The sequence below is a fragment of the Arenibacter nanhaiticus genome (genome assembly GCF_900141935.1).
Classification (GTDB): Bacteria; Bacteroidota; Bacteroidia; order Flavobacteriales; family Flavobacteriaceae; genus Arenibacter; species Arenibacter nanhaiticus.
The window spans coordinates 114,059-133,388 of record NZ_FQYX01000005.1; the positions used below are offsets into that span (position 1 = coordinate 114,059).

The window sequence follows — 19,330 nt, forward strand, 5'->3', positions numbered from 1 at the left end:
TTCTTACTAATTTAAAATAATATAGTCATGACCTATACTAGCAAAACAATCATCTTTAATATTATAGGCTGTGTACTGTTATTTAGCTGTAAGGATTCGCCTAAGACATCTCAAAAGGAATCTGAAGCACCCACGGTCACTTCTTATCAAAAAGCACCTACCTTGACCATTACACCAATAGAACATGCTACAGCTGTTCTACAATGGGACGATATCACCATTTATATTGATCCGGTTGGTGGAAAAGATGCTTTTAGGAATCAAAAGGAAGCAGATTTGATATTGATTACCGATATCCATGGCGATCATTTTAGCCTTTCTACCCTAGAAGCATTAAACACCCAGAAGGCAAAAATAATTGTACCACAGGCCGTCGCCGATAACATCCCTTCAGAATTCACACCTCTATTGGATATTCTAAACAATGGCGATAGTAAGGAACGCTTTGGAATTACCATAGAAGCTATCCCTATGTACAATCTTCGGGAAGCTGCCAAAGACTTTCATCCCAAGGGTCGCGGCAATGGTTATATCTTAAGTAAAAACGGCACTAGGATTTATTTTTCCGGGGATACGGAAGATATACCTGAAATACGGGCTTTACAGAACATAGACAAGGCTTTTATTTGCATGAACCTACCCTATACCATGACGGTCGAAAGCGCCGCCGATGCTGTATTGGCCTTTAAGCCCAAGGAAGTCTACCCTTATCATTACAGAGGTAAACCCGAAGTTAGCGATGTCCTTCAGTTTAAAAAATTGGTCAATGAAAAGGATTCAACCATAAGGGTCGTACAGTTAGATTGGTATCCTAATGAGGAGTACTAATAATAAAAACGGATCCCTAAAAAAAAATCAGGGATCCGCGGTATTAAAGTTACAGGGACTATTATCTAATTAACTTTTTATATTTAAGTCGCTTAGGGATTAAATCGCCGCCCAAACGTTTCTTTTTGTTTTCTTCATATTCCGAGAACGACCCTTCAAAGAAATACACTTGAGAATCCCCTTCGAAGGCCAAAATATGGGTACAGATCCTATCTAAAAACCAACGGTCGTGGGAAATCACTACCGCACATCCGGCAAAATTCTCCAAACCTTCTTCTAAAGCTCGCAAGGTATTCACGTCCAAGTCGTTGGTAGGCTCATCTAACAGCAACACGTTACCTTCTTCTTTTAAAGTCATGGCCAAGTGCAAACGGTTACGTTCCCCACCAGAAAGCATGCTTACTTTCTTGTTTTGTTCACTTCCCGAAAAATTAAAACGACTTAAATAGGCTCTTGAGTTCACTTGTCTACCAGCCATCATAATCAGCTCTTGCTCATCGCTAAAGTTCTGCCATATAGTTTTCTCAGGATCAATATTTGAATGGCTCTGATCTACGTAGGCTATCTTAGCTGTTTCACCCACGATAAACTCACCTTTATTAGGGGTCTCCTCTCCCATTATCATTCTAAAAATAGTTGTCTTACCAGCACCGTTAGGTCCGATAACCCCTACTATTCCCGCCTGTGGAAGTTTAAAATTCAAATCTTCATAGAGCAATTTATCGTCATAGGCCTTACTTACCCCTACGGCTTCAATAACATTGGTTCCCAATCTTGGGCCATTGGGGATATAAATCTCCAATTTCTCATCCAATTGTTTTTGATCCTGACTCATTAATTTGTCATAGTTCTGCAAACGGGCCTTTTGTTTGGTTTGGCGTCCTTTTGCTCCCTGACGTACCCAATCGAGCTCTCTTTCCAAGATTTTCTGGCGTTTAGAAGCTGTTTTGCTCTCTTCGGCCATACGCTTAGATTTCTGATCTAACCAGCTTGAGTAATTTCCTTTCCAAGGAATACCCTCGCCTCTATCCAATTCTAAAATCCAACCAGCAACGTTATCCAAGAAGTATCTATCGTGGGTTACGGCAATTACCGTTCCCTTATATTCCGCCAAATGATGCTCTAACCAATGTACCGACTCGGCATCCAAGTGGTTGGTAGGCTCATCGAGCAATAATATTTCTGGCTCTTGCAACAACAATCGACAAAGGGCCACACGTCTTTTTTCCCCTCCAGAAAGAACGCTAATTTTCTTATCTCCATCGGGCGTACGCAAGGCATCCATCGCTATTTCTAACTTGGTGTCGAGTTCCCAAGCATTGGAGGCGTCAATTTTATCCTGCAGTTCTGCCTGTTTGTCCATAAGTTTTTGCATTTTATCTGCATCCTCATAAACTTCGGGCAGGCCAAACATATCGTTTATCTTGTTGTACTCGTCCAAGATAGCAACGGTTTCGGCAACACCTTCTTTGACTATTTCCAATACTGTCTTGTTCTCGTCCAATTGGGGCTCCTGTTCCAAGTACCCTACTTTATACCCTGGCGAAAAAACGACATCACCTTGGAAGTTTTTGTCTACCCCGGCAATAATTTTTAACAAGGTGGATTTACCAGAACCGTTAAGTCCTAAAATTCCAATTTTGGCGCCATAAAAGAAACTTAAATATATATTCTTTAATACTGGAGTATTCGCAGTCTTATACGTTTTCGTAACCCCAGACATGGAGAAAATCACTTTCTTGTCGTCTGACATAATTTTAGTTGTTTAAAATTTTAATTTTGTTTTGTTCGTTTTGAAATTACTCATTTATAGTTTTAACACTTAGGACAGTAATGGCATATCATTATGGATTTAATTTCTGGCCATAGCACGATCTCCACAGAATAGAAGTGGTAAACTCCTTACTTCTGGAACTATTAACGCATACCTAGTAGGCACCTAATTGCCTTAGACCGGAAATTGCACCCTGTACTTACACTCTTCCTTTTAGCGCATTAAAAACCCAAGCAATTGCAAAGAAACCAATGCCTACCGAGGCAAATCCCCATCCTGCGACATCATCGTATCTAAAAGCCCCTAAGGCAATAAGTGCCAGACCTACGACTATCATAATAAAGGTTGCCCAAGCAAGTACTGTGTTCTTATTCATTCCCATCTTTTAATTGGTTTAATTTGTAGCGTTCAAATATCGTAATTTTTAGATAATAACATCCTTCTAAAACGAAAACTTTAGCGTTCAAAAGGAAAGACGATTCCGCTTTGGCTGCGCACCAAATCCAATATCCCTATTAAATCCAAACTATTTTGATGACTCCAAAGGTCACTCTTCAATTTTCCCTGCCTAATACAATCGTTTACCTCCATGATTTCATAATAATACCCTCTTCCTTCGGTTGGTATTGGAAAAACTTCTATCTCATTATTTTTTTCTACGCTATACCCCTGTGCCTCATGCCATCTGGGCTGTATACAGATAACACCTTTTTCTCCAGAAATTTCGGCTTTCATAGAAGATTTACTATTAAAACCCGAATACAATATGGCCTGTGCTTGGGGATATTTAAAAATCATGGACGTTTGTACTTCCACACCATTCTCATGAAAACTAGAGGTTGACAAGACTTCCTCCGGAACACCAAGTAGTATATAGGATAGAAAAGCAGGATAAATTCCAACATCAAGAAGAGAGCCACCGGCCAGTTCTGGATTCATCACCCTTCCCTTTAAATCCCGATCCATGGCATAAAAGGCAAAATCGGCATGTACAAAAGCAATATCGCCTATCTCTTTGTTGTCTACCAACTGTTTTACTTTCTAAATAGCAGGGTTAAACCTACTCCAAAGAGCCTCCATTAAAAACACTTTATTTTCTCTGGCACAGGCAATCATCCTTTCTACTTCATCCTTATTTACCCCTAATGGTTTCTCACAAAGTACATTCTTTTTGTAGTTCATGGCCATGAGTGCAACACTGACATGGAAGGTATGGGGAGTCGCAATATATACCACATCTACTTCTTCACACTGCAATAAAGATTCATAACTCCCAAAAGCCTGTTTTACATGATATTGGGAAGCAAACTGGTTTGCCTTTTCTATATTTCTCGATGCTACTGCGATAATTTCGGCATCGTTCACCATGGCAAGGTCCTTCACAAAATTATGTGCTATATTACCTAAACCAATAATTCCCCAACGTATTTTTTGTCCCATTTTGCAATTCATTTTGTCAAAGTTAATCAATATTACTCCTTATCTTTATTGCCTTATAGAAACTATAATAAGAATGGATATCAACTTCAATAAAAACGAAGATCACAATAAACTTCTTCTTTCGGGACTTAATAAAAAATTAGCAAAGGTATATATGGGCGGCGGTAAGGGCCGCATAGAAAAACAACACGCTCTTGGCAAGCTAACAGCAAGGGAGCGAATAGATTACCTACTAGACAAGGACAGGGATTCTATTGAGGTAGGTGCCTTTGTTGGTGATGGTATGTATGAGGAACATGGTGGGTGTCCTTCTGGCGGTGTAGTGATAAAAATAGGCTTTGTCAAGGGCCAACAATGTATAGTGGTTGCCAATGATGCTACGGTTAAAGCCGGCGCTTGGTTCCCTATTACTGCAAAAAAAAACCTACGCGCTCAAGAAATTGCCATAGAAAACCGCCTGCCTATCATTTACTTGGTAGACAGTGCTGGGGTATACCTTCCTATGCAGGATGAAATTTTCCCGGACAAGGAACATTTTGGAAGAATTTTCAGAAACAATGCCGTGATGAGCAGTATGGGTATTACGCAAATTTCGGCCGTCATGGGCAGTTGTGTTGCCGGTGGAGCTTATCTGCCAATTATGAGCGATGAGGCTTTGATCGTAAACAAAACTGCCAGTATATTTTTAGCGGGCAGTTATTTAGTGAAAGCCGCCATTGGGGAAGTCATAGACAATGAAACCCTTGGTGGGGCAAGTACCCATTGCGAAATTAGCGGGGTAACTGATTACAAGGCAAAGGACGATAAACACGCCCTGGATACCATTAAAAATATAATGGACAAAATAGGCGATTTTGACAAGGCAGGTTACAATAGAAAGGCGGCTATAAAACCTGCTTTAAAGGAGGAGGACATATATGGTATCCTCCCTAAGTCTCGATCGGACCAATATGATATGCTCGAAATTATTAAGCGATTGGTAGACGATTCCCAATTTGAACAATACAAGGAAGGGTATGGAAAAACCATACTCACCGGTTACGCCCGTATAGATGGCTGGGCCGTGGGTATTGTGGCCAACCAACGCAAGGTGGTGAAAACTACCAAGGGAGAAATGCGCTTTGGGGGGGTTATCTATTCTGAATCTGCCGATAAGGCAACCCGTTTTATTGCCAATTGCAACCAAAAGAAAATACCATTAGTGTTTTTACAAGATGTAACGGGGTTTATGGTAGGGAGTAAAAGCGAACATGGTGGCATTATTAAGGACGGAGCCAAGATGGTCAACGCTGTAAGCAACTCTGTAGTACCTAAATTTACCATTGTGGTAGGCAACAGTTATGGCGCAGGAAATTATGCCATGTGTGGCAAGGCGTACGATCCTAGGCTTATTGTAGCTTGGCCCAGTGCCGAACTTGCCGTAATGAGCGGAAATTCGGCCGCCAAGGTATTGTTGCAAATAGAAACTGCCTCTCTTAAGAAAAAGGGAGAAACTATTACTCCGGAAAAAGAAGCAGAACTTTTTAACAAGATAAAGGCCCGATATGATCACCAAATATCTCCTTATTACGCGGCTTCCCGTCTATGGACAGACGCCGTAATTGATCCTTTGGACACTAGGAAATGGATTTCCATGGGAATTGAAGCAGCGAACCATGCGCCAATCGAAAAGCCATTTAATATGGGGGTTCTTCAGGTGTAACACACCTTTTTAGAACCACTTAAGCCATGGCAAGGTGCAAGGTTTTTACCCTTTGCACCTTGCCATTTTTTGTTTCTACAAATTCATGGACGGAAAAAATCTCCTTGGGTATTTCAAATTTGGTAAGTGTGTGCAGCGATTTAATTCCTTGCCAAAGCGCTTCGACACCCCTATTCCCTTCTACTACCAGCACTAATTTTTGACCCAAAGTTTTGTCTGGAATCCCGGCCACAAAGAACCTTGACGATATCAATTCGGACAATTTGGTTTCTATTTGCTCTGGCACCAATTTGATTCCCCCTGAATTTATTATATTATCGAATCTTCCCAACCATTGGAATTCGGTATCCGAAACAAGGTGCACCACATCATTTGTTATCACCTTTTCGTTGGATATTTGGGGCGCATCGATCACCAGGCAATTTCTATTGTCCGTTGCCAAGGACACTTGTGGAAGGGCTATAAAATTACCACTGCCTTCCCTGGCCGTATCATTGATTCTCTTTGCCGCGATATGGGTTATGGTCTCGGTCATCCCATAAGTCTCATAGATATGGGTATTGATGTATTGAACACTGTTTTTCAGTTCTATCGACATCGGTGCCCCTCCAATAATCACAACTCCTATTTGGCTTATTTTATCCAAGGAATTCTCCAATTGCAAGGGAATCATAGCCGAAAAATCATAATATACACCACTGGGAATCAGCGGTCTTGAACTTGGCGGAACACATGTTATTTCCCAACCCAACACCATGGCTCTTACCAGCATCATTTTACCTGCTATAAAACTGCTTGGCATGCAATGCAATGCCTTTGTTCCCGGTCCTAGATTAAAAAAACCTCCGGTAGCCATGGCAGAATTGTACATCTTTATTTTTTCAAGGAAAACTTTTTTAGGTGCCCCGGTAGATCCCGAGGTATGTACTGGAATCATTGGGGAACCGTCACACCAATCCAATAAAAAATCACCTATAACCTTTTCAAAGTCCGCTCCTTCTTTTACCAAGGAATAGCCTAGTTCTTTTAAATCGGCCCCCTTACAAGCGTGGCCGTTAAATTTAAATTTCGGATGAACCATATGGTAGGCCATGATCTGATTAATTTTCTGTTAAGAATTGCTCCTGTGGCATCACTTTTCCAGTAAGACGCTCTTTCCAATTGTTCCAACCGTATTTTTTAGAAAAAACAAAGAGTAAAATAGGATACACTACCAATACAGGCACAAACACGTCCCATCCCAGTTCCGGTTCTGAAATATCCCTAAAAATAGAATTGGTCTGGAAGGCTGTCCAATCGGCCGTGACCAATAAGGCTGTTATTAAATTATTGGCGGCATGAAAACCTATGGCCAACTCCAAGCCTTCATCCATTAGAGTTAAAATGCCTAGAAAAAACCCCGTCCCTATATAATACACCATAATTCCAATACCTAGTTTTTCTACTTCGGGATTGAATAGATGTAGCAATCCAAAAACAGAAGAGGTAATCACCAAGGGAAACCACCTATTCCGGGCTATTAAGCCCAGACCTTGCATCAGATATCCTCGCATAAAATATTCCTCAAAACTTGTTTGGATCGGAATCAGCAGCACTGATATTACTAGGAGTATCAAAAATGGCTGTAATTCAAAATTAAAGGTATAATCATCTGGAGACAAATAAATATCAACACCCATAATCACTACTGTAATCACGGCCCAGAGTCCGAATGCAAAAAATACTCTTTTCCAATCTACTTTTTTCCTAGAAGTAGTCAGGGACACCAAGCTTTGGTTGTGCAAAAATTTGCAACTAATAAAGGTTGCTACCAGGCCAAAGGCAAAGGAAAGCAGCATTAAAAACAAAAATAGATTGGTACCGATAACTTGGGACATCTGAGTGAGATCCATCGGTATCTCATCACCACCCAAAGATTTAAAAATTACAACACCCACAAGAGGTATAGCCCCTATAACCTGCCACCCTAAAAATACAAGGAGCACTCCTACAATGTAGCGCCATGATTCGTGATTCCCTTTATACCCTTGTTCTATATACATATTTCCTCTATTAATTTTGTGTTCCAATTTTTATTTTTATCGTAACTGATGGCCCCATTCCCAACTGTTAAAGGGCTATCTATATTATTAGTGTACAGGCTGCCGGTCCCCAATCCCTGCGGCAAAGTATTCTTTAAGGTGTAGGTCCATTGTGCAATGGCATTTAGCCCTATATTGCTTTCCAGTGCACTGGTAACCCACCATTGAATTCCTAGTTTTTCTGCTATATCTATCCATTGCTCACTGCCTTTAAAACCCCCAACCAAACTAGGTTTTAGAATAATATAGGGAGGCCGAATGGTTTGTAGCAGTTCTTCCTTTTTTGTTACATCGGAAACCCCTATAAGTTCTTCATCCAGAGCAATAGGCAATGGTGAGTTTTCACATAATTCCCTCATTGCAAGAGGGTTTCCCGCCTTTATAGGCTGTTCTATGGAATGCAAATTATATTTGGACAGGCGCTGCAATTTCCCCAAGGCTTCTTCTGGCGAGAAGGCGCCATTAGCATCGACCCGAAGGGAAATTTCTTGCTCGCTATATTCTTTTCTTATCGCTTGTAAAAGCAATAGTTCACGCTCAAAATCAATAGCCCCCACCTTCATCTTTATACAGTTAAAACCTTGTTTCAGTTTCTCCTGTATTTGTTGGTGCATAAACTTTTCATCTCCCATCCATATGAGACCGTTTATGGGAATACTTTTTTCTTTAGCGGTGAATTCTGAAGGAAACAATAGAAAAGGATTAGCAGCATTCAGGGACAAGAAAGCCTGTTCTACCCCAAATTGAATGCTTGGATAAGGGAGCAACTTATCCCAAAGCGCTTCTTTTCCCAAGTCCACATTATCACAGGTCCATTGCAAAACCTCCTCATACTCTGGACGGTCATCGGCACTCAAGCCTTTTAATAGACCACATTCCCCAATGCCGAATTTTCCATTTTTATGAAGAATAATAAACCAGGTTTCTTTTTGTACCAATATTCCTCTAGAAGTACCACTGGGATTTTTAAAGTTTAAAACGTATTTTTTGTAACTAGCTTTCATATGGAGCTATTATTGTTTTTTAACGGTCATATATAATTTACATAGCTAAAATTGTCTTTTGCCACAAGTCTTAGGTCATGTTCATTTCCCATGAAGCTGTTTCTTGTTCCGCATCTTAGTTATATAGATTTCTGAAAGGCCTATAAAAGCCAAATTTAGGGATATTTTAATTCTTACAAAGAAGGAAAGAAGCATTATTAAAGCAAGAATCCCCAAGACCCTACGACAGCCCTTTTTATGCCATTATCTATGTCAAGTGACATTGTTACCTGGTGCTTAAAAAAAACTTTTTTTAGCTTTTTTAGTCGATCATAGTTACCAACAGATTCAGGGTATTCAATTGCTGGAATCCAACAAAAAAAAGGTATGCCCTTATGTTATTGACGTGATAAAATGGTCTTTAACATAAGGGCATCCTATAAATTACAAAGAAGTGTGGTAGGGTAGCCTTATAAAATTAAACATCCCTATAGCATCTAGCTTACAGGTTGGGCCTGAATTTTATCTGCCCCCTGCTTTGCAAACAGCTTTCCTTGATCCTTTTTCCCCCTTGGTTTCCCAAGTATTATTTATTTTTAATTGATTATTGTTAGCTGTTCACTGAAAAGCGTTAGGGATCGCAGCGGCATCCCCGAAGTGGAGCGAGGGATATAGCGAAGCGCCCGCCCGACGAAGGAGGGAACGCCCAAAAAAGCAGCCAATAAACGGTAAACAAGGGTATTGACTTTGTCATCTATCAGATATTCATATACAGACGTTTATTGCTTTTTAGCGGTCATATAAAATTCGCATAACTAAAGTCCTATTTACGACCAGTTACGGTCATGCTCATTTCAAATATAATAAAATGATATCTTCATTAAGAACCAGATTTTGCTCCTGATCTGTGTTATACCTTAAACCAAATCTTTCTTACACCATCACGGACTCCCCTATTTTTGGTAACAGCAATTCTTTTCCGGCATCAGAAAACTGTTTTAGGGCATCTTTTTGATCTATGACAATGTACCCGAAAGTATCGTAATGGTACCCTAAAACCTTATCGCATTCTATAAAGTCCGATGCCATCACGGCATCTTTAATACCCATCGTAAAATTATCCCCAATAGGCAGCACTGCCAAATCTAAGCTGTGGGACAATGGAATTAATTTCATATCCATGGTCAATGCCGTATCTCCAGCAATATAGAGCTGTTTTCCTTTAGAAGAAATTATAAATCCGCCTGGCTGACCACCGTAAGATCCATCCGGAAAGGAAGAAGTATGGACAGCATTAACGTACTTAAGGCTTCCAAAATCAAAATCGAAACTACCCCCATGGTTCATAGGATGTACTTTAATTCCTTTATTCCCGTAATGGGTAGCAATCTCGTAGTTACTAATGACCACGGCGTTCGTATTTTTAGCGATCTGTTCTACATCCAAGGTATGGTCTTGATGGGCATGGGTTACCAGAATATAATCCGGGTCCAAATCATCGAGCGTTACTTTTCCGGCCACTTTTTCGTTGCCAGAAATAAATGGATCTACCAATAATTTTTTACCATCGGCCAAAATCATTAGGGAGGCATGTCCTAGAAAGGTAATTTTCATAGAATTTGTTTTTCCTCAAAGTTATTTAAAATTGAACCAAAAACGAACTCCTTCCTTAGTTTTATCGATGTTTAGTGTAGACTGTAATTGATTTACCAAACGATTCATAAGCCTTATCCCCATAGAGGAATTAGCTCTTTCACTACTATCCTCTGGCAAACCAATTCCGTTATCCGTATATTCAAAATACCCCTTCTCACCGTTTTTACTTAAATGGATATGAATTTTGCCGTTCTCATCATTATCAGGAAAGGCATATTTAAAGGAGTTAGAAACAAGTTCGTTCAATATAAGTCCAAACGGAATAGCTCTATCAATATCTAACTCGACCCCTTCTGCGTCTATAAATATATTTATATTATGACCCCCTTTTTTATATACCGATTGCACACTATTGATGAGGCTTTCGATATATTCTTGCATTTCGATGACCGAAAGATCATCGTTTTGATATAGTTTCTGGTGTATTAAGGCCATGGCTTTCACCCTTGTTTTCCCTTCTTCCAAAGCTTGAATAGCGGCCTTGCTTTTGGTGTTTTTGGTTTGCAGACTCAACAAACTAGAAACCATTTGAAGATTGTTCTTTACCCTATGGTGAATTTCTTTCAACAGTGAATCCTTCTCTATCAGGGCCGATTCTATTATTTGTTTTTGTTCTGCAATCAGGCGTTGTGTTTTTATACTTTTTAGATAGGCATACACCACAGCAGCAAACCCCAATAAGGTAAACACCAAAGAAATAAATACAATATTTATACGTTCGTCCTTTGCCTGCATTTCGCTTCTAGATTCTTCAAGGGCAATTTTCTGCTCATCCATTAACCTTTTGGAATACTCAATTTCCTGTCCTGCTACCGCAGCCAATTGTTGTTTTTTTAGACCAGCATCACTTTGGTTTAGGGAATCCCGTATTTTTACTGTTCTTTTTAGATACTCTGTAGCATTTTTAAAATCGCCGATTTTATCATAATACGCCGCCAAGAGTCGATTCCTTTTTATAATATTTTGAACTTTTACAGGATAATCGCCATATAAAAGAAGTTTTTTGGCTTTTTCAAATTCCTCTTGCTGCAAATAGACATCCGCCAATTCTAAGGAGTTCTCATTTTTTTCGGAAGAATATTTATTGGAACTATATTCCCCAATAATAGCTATGGCACTCTCTAGCTCTAGGGCAGCGATATCGTATTCTTTTAACCGGGCGTAACACTTGCCTATATTTCCTTTTATAATCCCCTTAAGGTAGTTGCCCTTAATAAGTTCTTGTTCGGACTTTTGTCGACTTATATCATTTAAATACACATCTATAAATCCTTTTGCTTGTTTAAAATTGGTCAAGGCAACCGCTGTAGACATATCTAAAAGCAAATAGGTCCCTATATTGTTCAAATATTCGGCCTGGGCATAATAGTCACCTTCCCGAACGGTTTTCAGCATGTCTTTAATGTAATCTTCCATAGCCTTTCGATGGAGACCCAAATTGGAATAGATATCATAAAAAACAATTTTATCGGTAAGCCCCAGCCTTAGTTTCTCCTCTCTTATTTCGAACTGCCTATCGTAAAGCCCTAATTTGGCATAATTATGATCTATTAAATCCAGAAGGATACTTTTGGTAGGCTCATCAAAATGCGCTTTGTTTTTATAGAGGTCTTTGGCTATGGCAACACTTTTGCTATAATCGCCAATATCGTAAAAAAGTTGGGCATGCATAAGCTCATACTTCATTGTGCCTAGGCTGTCATTTACCTTCAGTGAATTAGTGTGGTATACATTTACTTTGGCTTGCCAATCATAGGCTGAATTCTCTGAATAGCGGTTTGGGATATTAAAGAAAAACTGCAATCTTTTTTCTGGGGTGGTAATGTTCTGAAATTCTTGAATTAGGCTTTGTTCTGGGATAGAGACTTGAGCATAGGAATAGCTCATAGCCAGTATTAAAAAGAGCATACTCTTCAATACTTTTCTAAAAGCAACATTTACCCTACCGTTGTTGTCCATGAATTAATTTCTACATAATTAGTGGTAATGACCTACAAAACCAGCAGTCACACCAAAAAAGATATCAGTAAACCAAATTACCGATACGTATAAAACCAGCTCCAAGACAATTTATTGCAAAAGAAAGGTTTAATCCAACCCTTATCAGGTTTTGCATTGAGTCCGAACAACTATAATTCTATATAGTTGCTCTATAGGTTTCTATAAACCTACAGAAACTGCTGCTATGGAGCATAAGTAGAAATTAAAAAGACACTTCAATAGAAACCACTTTTTAATTTTTGACAAGATTTTGGGAATCCAATTCGAGTTAAAAATATAAACTAGATCTTATAAGTGCTTCATATTGTTGTATAATTACCATTTATTGTGGTAAAAAAGGAAGAATTCGGGCCGAAAGATATTTTAGTCGAATTTATATGTATTTCATCGATAGTGTCTTTAGCCAATCTTGACCATAATTTGCATAAAAACAGCGCTTTTATTCTTAAATACATGCCCCCCTTATCATTTAACAGGTTACTGGGCTAATTTTTGACGTTTTTCAGTTGATTTTTTAGCTCCTCCATAGATTCCTGCAATTGTTTCAACAGTCCTCTTTCGGAAGTGGCATCTACTCCGAAGGTTATTTTACTACTAACCTGCCAAAGTTCTTGTATCTGATCGATTTTAATACTGTAGGGCGGATAGTTTTCGTTTAGGGAAATCAGGGAAATCTCCATAGGGTTGGGCGTTTTTTCTATTTTTTTCACCAATACAGCATCATGTAGGACCACGACATACATTTTATTGGCACTGATAGCCTGCAAACCTTCTACTGCTTTGGCCAGCACCCATTCACCCGGCCTTAGGTTTGGTAACATACTATCGCCTTCTATTTGAAAACCCCGATAAGAAGCATTTCGGAATTCTGGTAAAGGGATATCGAAAGCCGGTAATTGCCGGTACCAACTTACATCCTGTATATTTTGAGGATATCCTGCTGCTGCCTTAGCGTTCACCAAGACTATATTTTCTTTTTCAGAGGAATCTACGGTTACCACTTTTGGTATAAAACTGACTGTTGAAGTAGCTAAATATTTCTGGGTGTTTTCTCCAAAAAGCCAAAGGGGATTAATTTTAAATTGCTTCAACAATTCGGCCACCACTTTTCCCGACAGCTTGGTTCGCCCGCGTTCTATATCGGCAGTAGTATTGGAAACTCCCAGTAATGTTGCAAATTCAGCCTGTGTATATCCCAATTCCCTTCGGATTTCAGAGAATCGTTTTATTGCAATTTCCATATCGTCATTCATACCATATATAATTTTATGCCAGTTTATCGACACCCCTTTGCGCCAATTTACAAGCTTGTTACTTCTAATCATCCGTTGCCCAAATATACATCTTTTGGATATAATCCAAAAATAATTTTGGACTATATCCATTATTCGGAATTTTTCCATAAATTTGGATTATCTACAAATTATGCCTTATGACTTGTAATGATATTCAACAAACTTTAAACTTCTTGGTATTTTCAGGAATGCAGGACGAAAACAATTCGTCAGAAGCTGTTTCTACATCCAAAAAAGAGATACAATCCGCCAAAAAGCCAAGAAGTAAGAGCACTATTAGCAAGGCAACAAAAAAAGATAGCATACAGCTTAATTTATTCGACTAGTTATGGAAAAGGCAAAAACTTTAATGTACGAAGGAGGTTTTAACGGATTTTTAACCGTTATATTTAAGTCTTTTAAAGAAAATTTAAATGTTTCCGATATCCAAAAACAACGCGATATCCAAAAAGGCCTTTTTTCAGAAACAGAAACGGTCCAATTGCAGTCAGACAAGGCCAAACGTGTTTGGGACGGAATTCAAAAAAAGGACAGGACTGCCCTAAAGACCATATACTTTGCATATTTAAGTGAAAAAACAGGCATAGAATTTCTGCTTTACCAATATATCCACCACATGTTTTTTGGTGAGGCAAAGATATCTTCCGAAGCCATAAAGGATGTGTTTTTAAAACTACACCAATATGCTGGCATGGTGGCAAGAGAAAAGCACCGTATTGAGGCAATTGCCACCTTTAAAGATTCCCAAGATCAAATTCACTACACGGCAGTTACCCCTTACCACGATGTTCTCCCTTTGTTATCGAGATACTACCGGTCAAAATTTCCAGGCAAAGAATTCCTTATCTACGATAATAAAAGAAAATATGCCCTTTTTTATAATCTGCTCACCATAAGCCACATTTCTATGGAAATTCCGACTGATTTTTTCAAAACACAATCTTCCTCAAAACCACTCAAACCGTTGATTACAAAAACGGTCCCCTATCCATTTTCTAGAAGAGCGAATTTCAAAAATTCAAATCAAAAAGCCGCGGTATAAATTTGGTCAAACTTGAGCCTTTTGTAATTTTTAAATCTTATTCTTCCATAATTTTTAGCGGTTATTTTTTTAGGGACAGGAAGCGTAATAAACAGGTCTCATTATAACCTCGCTATAGACCTCTTCTGCCATTAGCGCTGCAATTCGGACCAATTTATCTCCGTTTTTAGTACTACTCTATTTGGCCCTTCAAGACCTAAAACCGAAATCCCAACTGGGCTTACTTACTTTTTTCTCCTACAAAATTGTCACTCGGGTTTTTAAAAAGCACATTAAAGGTCGTGAGGCTACCATAGATGCGGGTAATATATTGTTGAAGATCTACTTTTTCCTGATCGTTTAAATTCTTGCTGCTATTTATTTTCTGTTCCATTACCCTTATCCTGTCGCGTACCATTACAATTTTATGAAAGAAGGCATCCAATGGAATTTCCTTTTCGGACAACTTGGCGTCTCCAGGTTTTAAAATCAGGGAACCTCCTTTCCACTTATCTGCTATCGGGGTTATCGCACTCGTGTCGCTCCACCGTCTTAAGATAGAAATTAATGACTGCTCTACTTCCGAAAAACTAATGGTATCTACCGCGTCTTCAACACTTTCGACAATTTCAAAATCGGCATTTAAATCAATTGTCTCCAAACCGTTTTCAATAAAGGTTACCCAATAATGTTTAGAGGTTACATTGGTAACTACTCCTTTACCAAATTCCTTGTGCTGTATGCGCGAACCGATTCCTAAAAGCTGCATCTATTTTAATTTTAAAATTTGAATCGCTAATGTATCGCTAAGCATTTAAACCACAAAATTCTACAGAGGCTCAACTTCATAATTAGAGGTCAATATCGTAACTTCGCATCTTTACGAAAGCCCATGATTAATTACGAAGAAAATATAGAGGTTAAAGGTGCTCGCGTACATAACCTTAAAAATATAGATGTTACCATTCCTAGGGAGAAACTCGTTGTGATCACTGGACTATCGGGCAGTGGAAAGTCCTCTTTAGCCTTTGACACCATATATGCCGAAGGGCAACGTAGGTATATAGAAACCTTTTCTGCCTATGCCCGTCAGTTTTTAGGAGGCTTGGAGCGACCGGATGTGGATAAAATAGACGGACTTTCTCCGGTAATTGCTATTGAGCAAAAAACCACCTCTAAATCGCCCCGCTCCACTGTTGGTACCATCACCGAAATTTACGATTTCCTAAGGCTATTGTATGCTCGTGCCGCAGATGCTTACAGTTATAATACTGGAGAAAAAATGGTCAGTTATAACGATGAACAGATCAAAGAATTGATCATATCATCGTACAAAGGCAAAAAAATAAATGTATTGGCCCCAGTGATTAAATCTAGGAAAGGGCATTACCGCGAACTTTTTGAACAAATCGCAAAACAAGGGTTTGTCAAGGTAAGGATAGATGGTGAAATCAAGGATATTGTAAAAGGCATGAAAGTGGACCGTTATAAGACCCATGATATTGAAATTGTCATTGATCGCCTTAAAATCATTGAAAATTCAGACTTGGACAAACGCATTTCCGAAACTATCAATACGGCGATGTACAGTGGCGATAATGTTTTGATGGTTTTGGAGGAAGGCCGAGATGAGCCGCGATATTTTAGCAGGGATTTAATGTGCCCTACCACTGGTATCTCTTACCCATCCCCTGAGCCCAACACCTTTTCTTTTAACTCACCAAAAGGAATGTGTCCGGATTGTAATGGTCTGGGCCATGTTTTTGAAATTAATGAGCACAAAATTTTCCCCGACAAAAAACTTTCCATTAGCAGTGGTGGCATTGCTCCTTTGGGAGCTTACAAAAAATCATGGGCCTTTAAGCAGATCGAAACCATAGCGCAACGCTACAACTTTGACATGGCCGAGCCTATCTCAAAAATCCCCGAAGCGGCGATAGAAATATTGCTTTATGGCGGAAAGGAAAGCTTTGAGGTAGATTCCAAGACTCTTGGTGTTAAGCGTACCTACAAAATAGACTACGAAGGCATTGCCCATTTTATAAAAAGCCAGTTTAACGAAGCTAGCTCAACCACTATTAAACGTTGGGCCAAGGAATATATGGACAAAATTGAATGTCCGAACTGCCATGGCAGCCGATTACAAAAAGCCTCTTTAAATTTTAAAATTTCCGAAAAGAATATTGCCGAACTTTCGAATTTGGATATTAGGGAATTGGCCGATTTTTTTAATGGACTTGAAAAAGAACTGGATAGCACCCAACTAAAAATTGCAGAAGAAATTTTAAAAGAAATTCGGTCTAGGATTCAGTTTTTATTAGATGTAGGCTTGGATTACCTTTCTTTAGGACGCAGCAGCAAATCCCTTTCTGGTGGGGAAGCCCAGCGGATCAGACTAGCGACACAGATAGGCTCACAACTGGTAGGGGTTCTTTATATTTTAGACGAACCTTCCATTGGACTGCATCAAAGAGATAATGAACGCCTGATAAAGTCTTTGGAAGCTTTGCGCGACTTAGGGAACTCTGTATTAGTTGTAGAACATGACCGCGATATGATAGAACGCGCAGACCATGTGATCGATATAGGCCCAAGGGCCGGAAAACACGGTGGCGAGATTATCTCACAAGGAAAACCGGCCGACCTGATCAAGCAACACACGCTTACGGCAGATTACATTACTGGGAAATTACAAATAGAAGTCCCCAAGACTCGAAGAAAAGGCAATGGAAAAAACATTGTTTTAACAGGCTGTACCGGTAATAATTTAAAAAATGTTTCGGTTAGCCTTCCTTTAGGAAAAATGATTGGAATTACCGGTGTTTCGGGCAGTGGAAAATCTACCTTAATCAATGAAACCCTATACCCTATTCTGAATGCCTATTATTTTAACGGGGTGAAGAAACCCATGCCGTATAAAAAAATTACCGGCCTTGAACACATCGATAAGGTAATAGACATCAATCAATCTCCAATTGGAAGAACACCCCGTTCTAATCCCGCTACCTACACTGGAGTGTTTAGCGAAATCCGCTCCCTGTTCACCAAAACCCAGGAAGCTGCTATAAGGGGCTACAAGCCAGGGCGTTTTAGTTTCAATGTAAAGGGCGGTAGATGCGAAACCTGTCAAGGAGGAGGTCTTAGGGTTATTGAGATGAATTTTCTCCCCGACGTTTATGTAGAGTGTGAAACCTGTAACGGGAAACGCTTTAACAGAGAAACCCTAGAAATTAGGTACAAAGGAAAATCTATCGCCGACGTGTTGGAAATGACCATCAACGAATCGGTGAAATTTTTCGAAAACATCCCAAAAATATACAGAAAACTAAAAACAATACAAGATGTAGGCCTAGGCTACATCTCTTTAGGGCAGCAATCGACAACCTTATCGGGAGGAGAGGCCCAGCGTATAAAATTGGCCACGGAACTTTCTAAAAGAGACACCGGAAACACTTTTTATATTTTAGACGAACCCACTACAGGTCTTCATTTTGAAGATATTAGGGTGTTGATGGGCGTACTTAACGAACTGGCTGACAAAGGGAACACCGTTGTTGTCATAGAACATAATTTAGATGTTATCAAAACAGTAGATTATATCATAGACATTGGTTATGAGGGTGGCCGTGGGGGTGGTATGATAGTAGCCAAAGGCACTCCCGAAGAAGTAGCAAAAGACAAAAAAAGCTATACTTCCAAGTTTCTTAGGAAAGAATTAAGCCTCTAATAGTGGTTATAACTTCAAAAATATGTTAATTAGTAGAATATTATCTTACAAAAATTTTTGGTTAATTAATACTTAAAATCCCATCGAAACGAATGAGAAAAGAAAGACATCATAAAGGATGGAACGAAATAAAAACTAATGATTCTTGGGCCCTTTTTAAGATTATGGGTGAATTTGTCAATGGATTTGAAAAAATGAGCGCTATTGGCCCTTGTGTTTCCATTTTTGGATCGGCAAGGACAAAACCAGGAGATAAATATTATGAATTAGCCACAAGTATTTCTAAAAGCATTTCAGAAGCCGGATATGGTATTATAACAGGTGGTGGCCCTGGAATAATGGAGGCAGGTAACCGCGGAGCCCATTTGGCTGGCGGAACATCGGTTGGACTCAATATAGATTTGCCTTTTGAGCAACATAACAATCCATATATAGACAATGACAAAAGTTTAGATTTTGACTATTTTTTTGTTCGCAAAGTAATGTTCGTCAAATACTCACAAGGCTTTGTTGTTTTGCCAGGAGGCTTTGGTACACTTGATGAATTATTTGAAGCCATTACCCTGATCCAAACCCATAAAATAGAATTGTTCCCAATTATTTTGGTAGGTACCGAGTTTTGGGAAGGCTTAATGGAATGGATTAAGAAAACAATGCTGACCATTGGAAACATAAGTGCTGAAGATTTAGATCTGATAAAAATCGTAGATACCGAGGAAGAGGTTGTAGAAATTATCGATGCCTTTTATAAAGGAAACATTCTCAGTCCAAATTTTTAATTAATACCATTATTTGAAAACCAAAACCAACCTATTCATTCGT

General features: G+C 39.2%; 17 protein-coding genes. 6 read left to right on the plus strand and 11 right to left on the minus strand.

Features of this window, described 5'->3' with window-relative positions; translation table 11 throughout:
- Nucleotides 1-27 precede the first annotated feature (27 nt).
- Entirely contained in the window at nucleotides 28-828 is an 801-nt protein-coding gene (locus tag BUA16_RS04945) for an MBL fold metallo-hydrolase (RefSeq protein ID WP_072763532.1), read from the plus strand.
- 61 nt (nucleotides 829-889) lie between these two features.
- On the opposite strand, the gene ettA is transcribed toward BUA16_RS04945, so the two are convergent.
- From ettA to BUA16_RS19130, 4 genes are all read right to left on the minus strand, one after another.
- Complete coding sequence (gene ettA, locus BUA16_RS04950) at nucleotides 890-2,581, minus strand: energy-dependent translational throttle protein EttA (RefSeq protein WP_072763533.1); 1,692 nt, start codon at nucleotides 2,579-2,581, stop codon at nucleotides 890-892.
- 220 nt (nucleotides 2,582-2,801) lie between these two features.
- Nucleotides 2,802-2,984, minus strand: a complete 183-nt coding sequence (locus tag BUA16_RS04955) for a CAL67264 family membrane protein (protein WP_072763534.1) — start codon at nucleotides 2,982-2,984, stop codon at nucleotides 2,802-2,804.
- Nucleotides 2,985-3,058: 74 nt separating this feature from the next.
- The gene (locus tag BUA16_RS19125) at nucleotides 3,059-3,631 is read right to left on the minus strand and encodes a Gfo/Idh/MocA family protein (protein ID WP_317045383.1); all 573 of its coding nucleotides are present in this window, start codon (nucleotides 3,629-3,631) and stop codon (nucleotides 3,059-3,061) included.
- Nucleotides 3,632-3,643: 12 nt separating this feature from the next.
- Nucleotides 3,644-4,042 carry a Gfo/Idh/MocA family protein gene (locus BUA16_RS19130; protein WP_317045384.1) on the minus strand — a complete coding sequence of 133 codons (399 nt, stop codon included), beginning with the start codon at nucleotides 4,040-4,042 and terminating at the stop codon, nucleotides 3,644-3,646.
- A 73-nt stretch (nucleotides 4,043-4,115) separates the two neighbouring features.
- Between BUA16_RS19130 and BUA16_RS04965 the strand changes: the two genes are divergently transcribed.
- Entirely contained in the window at nucleotides 4,116-5,744 is a 1,629-nt protein-coding gene (locus BUA16_RS04965; protein WP_072763535.1) for an acyl-CoA carboxylase subunit beta, read from the plus strand.
- 19 nt (nucleotides 5,745-5,763) lie between these two features.
- Here the strand turns inward: BUA16_RS04965 and BUA16_RS04970 are convergent, their stop codons facing one another.
- The 6 genes from BUA16_RS04970 to BUA16_RS04995 form a co-directional block, all read right to left on the minus strand.
- Nucleotides 5,764-6,837 carry an AMP-binding protein gene (locus BUA16_RS04970; protein WP_072763536.1) on the minus strand — a complete coding sequence of 358 codons (1,074 nt, stop codon included), beginning with the start codon at nucleotides 6,835-6,837 and terminating at the stop codon, nucleotides 5,764-5,766.
- Between the two features lie 7 nt (nucleotides 6,838-6,844).
- Complete coding sequence (locus BUA16_RS04975; RefSeq protein ID WP_072763537.1) at nucleotides 6,845-7,786, minus strand: CPBP family intramembrane glutamic endopeptidase; 942 nt, start codon at nucleotides 7,784-7,786, stop codon at nucleotides 6,845-6,847.
- On the minus strand, nucleotides 7,777-8,829 hold the full coding sequence (locus tag BUA16_RS04980) for an o-succinylbenzoate synthase (RefSeq protein ID WP_072763538.1): 1,053 nt from the start codon (nucleotides 8,827-8,829) through the stop codon (nucleotides 7,777-7,779). Before BUA16_RS04980 ends, BUA16_RS04975 begins: the two co-directional genes overlap by 10 nt.
- 912 nt (nucleotides 8,830-9,741) lie before the next feature.
- Complete coding sequence (locus BUA16_RS04985) at nucleotides 9,742-10,422, minus strand: metal-dependent hydrolase (RefSeq protein WP_072763539.1); 681 nt, start codon at nucleotides 10,420-10,422, stop codon at nucleotides 9,742-9,744.
- Between the two features lie 21 nt (nucleotides 10,423-10,443).
- The gene (locus BUA16_RS04990; RefSeq protein ID WP_084668438.1) at nucleotides 10,444-12,423 is read right to left on the minus strand and encodes a tetratricopeptide repeat-containing sensor histidine kinase; all 1,980 of its coding nucleotides are present in this window, start codon (nucleotides 12,421-12,423) and stop codon (nucleotides 10,444-10,446) included.
- 527 nt (nucleotides 12,424-12,950) lie between these two features.
- Entirely contained in the window at nucleotides 12,951-13,718 is a 768-nt protein-coding gene (locus BUA16_RS04995) for an XRE family transcriptional regulator (protein WP_072763599.1), read from the minus strand.
- 179 nt (nucleotides 13,719-13,897) lie between these two features.
- Between BUA16_RS04995 and BUA16_RS05000 the strand changes: the two genes are divergently transcribed.
- The gene (locus BUA16_RS05000; protein WP_072763540.1) at nucleotides 13,898-14,086 is read left to right on the plus strand and encodes a hypothetical protein; all 189 of its coding nucleotides are present in this window, start codon (nucleotides 13,898-13,900) and stop codon (nucleotides 14,084-14,086) included.
- 2 nt (nucleotides 14,087-14,088) lie between these two features.
- The gene (locus BUA16_RS05005) at nucleotides 14,089-14,802 is read left to right on the plus strand and encodes a TIGR03915 family putative DNA repair protein (protein WP_072763541.1); all 714 of its coding nucleotides are present in this window, start codon (nucleotides 14,089-14,091) and stop codon (nucleotides 14,800-14,802) included.
- A gap of 220 nt (nucleotides 14,803-15,022) precedes the next feature.
- On the opposite strand, the gene BUA16_RS05010 is transcribed toward BUA16_RS05005, so the two are convergent.
- Nucleotides 15,023-15,550 carry a hypothetical protein gene (locus BUA16_RS05010; protein WP_072763542.1) on the minus strand — a complete coding sequence of 176 codons (528 nt, stop codon included), beginning with the start codon at nucleotides 15,548-15,550 and terminating at the stop codon, nucleotides 15,023-15,025.
- Between the two features lie 123 nt (nucleotides 15,551-15,673).
- Between BUA16_RS05010 and uvrA the strand changes: the two genes are divergently transcribed.
- Nucleotides 15,674-18,508, plus strand: coding sequence for an excinuclease ABC subunit UvrA (gene uvrA / locus BUA16_RS05015; protein WP_072763543.1), 2,835 nt, complete (start codon nucleotides 15,674-15,676; stop codon nucleotides 18,506-18,508).
- Nucleotides 18,509-18,600: 92 nt separating this feature from the next.
- Nucleotides 18,601-19,287, plus strand: a complete 687-nt coding sequence (locus BUA16_RS05020) for an LOG family protein (protein WP_072763544.1) — start codon at nucleotides 18,601-18,603, stop codon at nucleotides 19,285-19,287.
- Nucleotides 19,288-19,330: the final 43 nt, after the last annotated feature.

Coding starts and splice junctions, on each gene's coding strand:
- BUA16_RS04945 (WP_072763532.1), top strand. CDS start 28: ATGACCTATACTAGCAAAACAATCATCTTTAATATTATAGGCTGTGTA.
- ettA (WP_072763533.1), bottom strand. CDS start 2,581: ATGTCAGACGACAAGAAAGTGATTTTCTCCATGTCTGGGGTTACGAAA.
- BUA16_RS04955 (WP_072763534.1), bottom strand. CDS start 2,984: ATGGGAATGAATAAGAACACAGTACTTGCTTGGGCAACCTTTATTATG.
- BUA16_RS19130 (WP_317045384.1), bottom strand. CDS start 4,042: ATGGGACAAAAAATACGTTGGGGAATTATTGGTTTAGGTAATATAGCA.
- BUA16_RS04965 (WP_072763535.1), top strand. CDS start 4,116: ATGGATATCAACTTCAATAAAAACGAAGATCACAATAAACTTCTTCTT.
- BUA16_RS04970 (WP_072763536.1), bottom strand. CDS start 6,837: ATGGCCTACCATATGGTTCATCCGAAATTTAAATTTAACGGCCACGCT.
- BUA16_RS04975 (WP_072763537.1), bottom strand. CDS start 7,786: ATGTATATAGAACAAGGGTATAAAGGGAATCACGAATCATGGCGCTAC.
- BUA16_RS04980 (WP_072763538.1), bottom strand. CDS start 8,829: ATGAAAGCTAGTTACAAAAAATACGTTTTAAACTTTAAAAATCCCAGT.
- BUA16_RS04985 (WP_072763539.1), bottom strand. CDS start 10,422: ATGAAAATTACCTTTCTAGGACATGCCTCCCTAATGATTTTGGCCGAT.
- BUA16_RS04990 (WP_084668438.1), bottom strand. CDS start 12,423: ATGGACAACAACGGTAGGGTAAATGTTGCTTTTAGAAAAGTATTGAAG.
- BUA16_RS04995 (WP_072763599.1), bottom strand. CDS start 13,718: ATGAATGACGATATGGAAATTGCAATAAAACGATTCTCTGAAATCCGA.
- BUA16_RS05000 (WP_072763540.1), top strand. CDS start 13,898: ATGACTTGTAATGATATTCAACAAACTTTAAACTTCTTGGTATTTTCA.
- BUA16_RS05005 (WP_072763541.1), top strand. CDS start 14,089: ATGGAAAAGGCAAAAACTTTAATGTACGAAGGAGGTTTTAACGGATTT.
- BUA16_RS05010 (WP_072763542.1), bottom strand. CDS start 15,550: ATGCAGCTTTTAGGAATCGGTTCGCGCATACAGCACAAGGAATTTGGT.
- uvrA (WP_072763543.1), top strand. CDS start 15,674: ATGATTAATTACGAAGAAAATATAGAGGTTAAAGGTGCTCGCGTACAT.
- BUA16_RS05020 (WP_072763544.1), top strand. CDS start 18,601: ATGAGAAAAGAAAGACATCATAAAGGATGGAACGAAATAAAAACTAAT.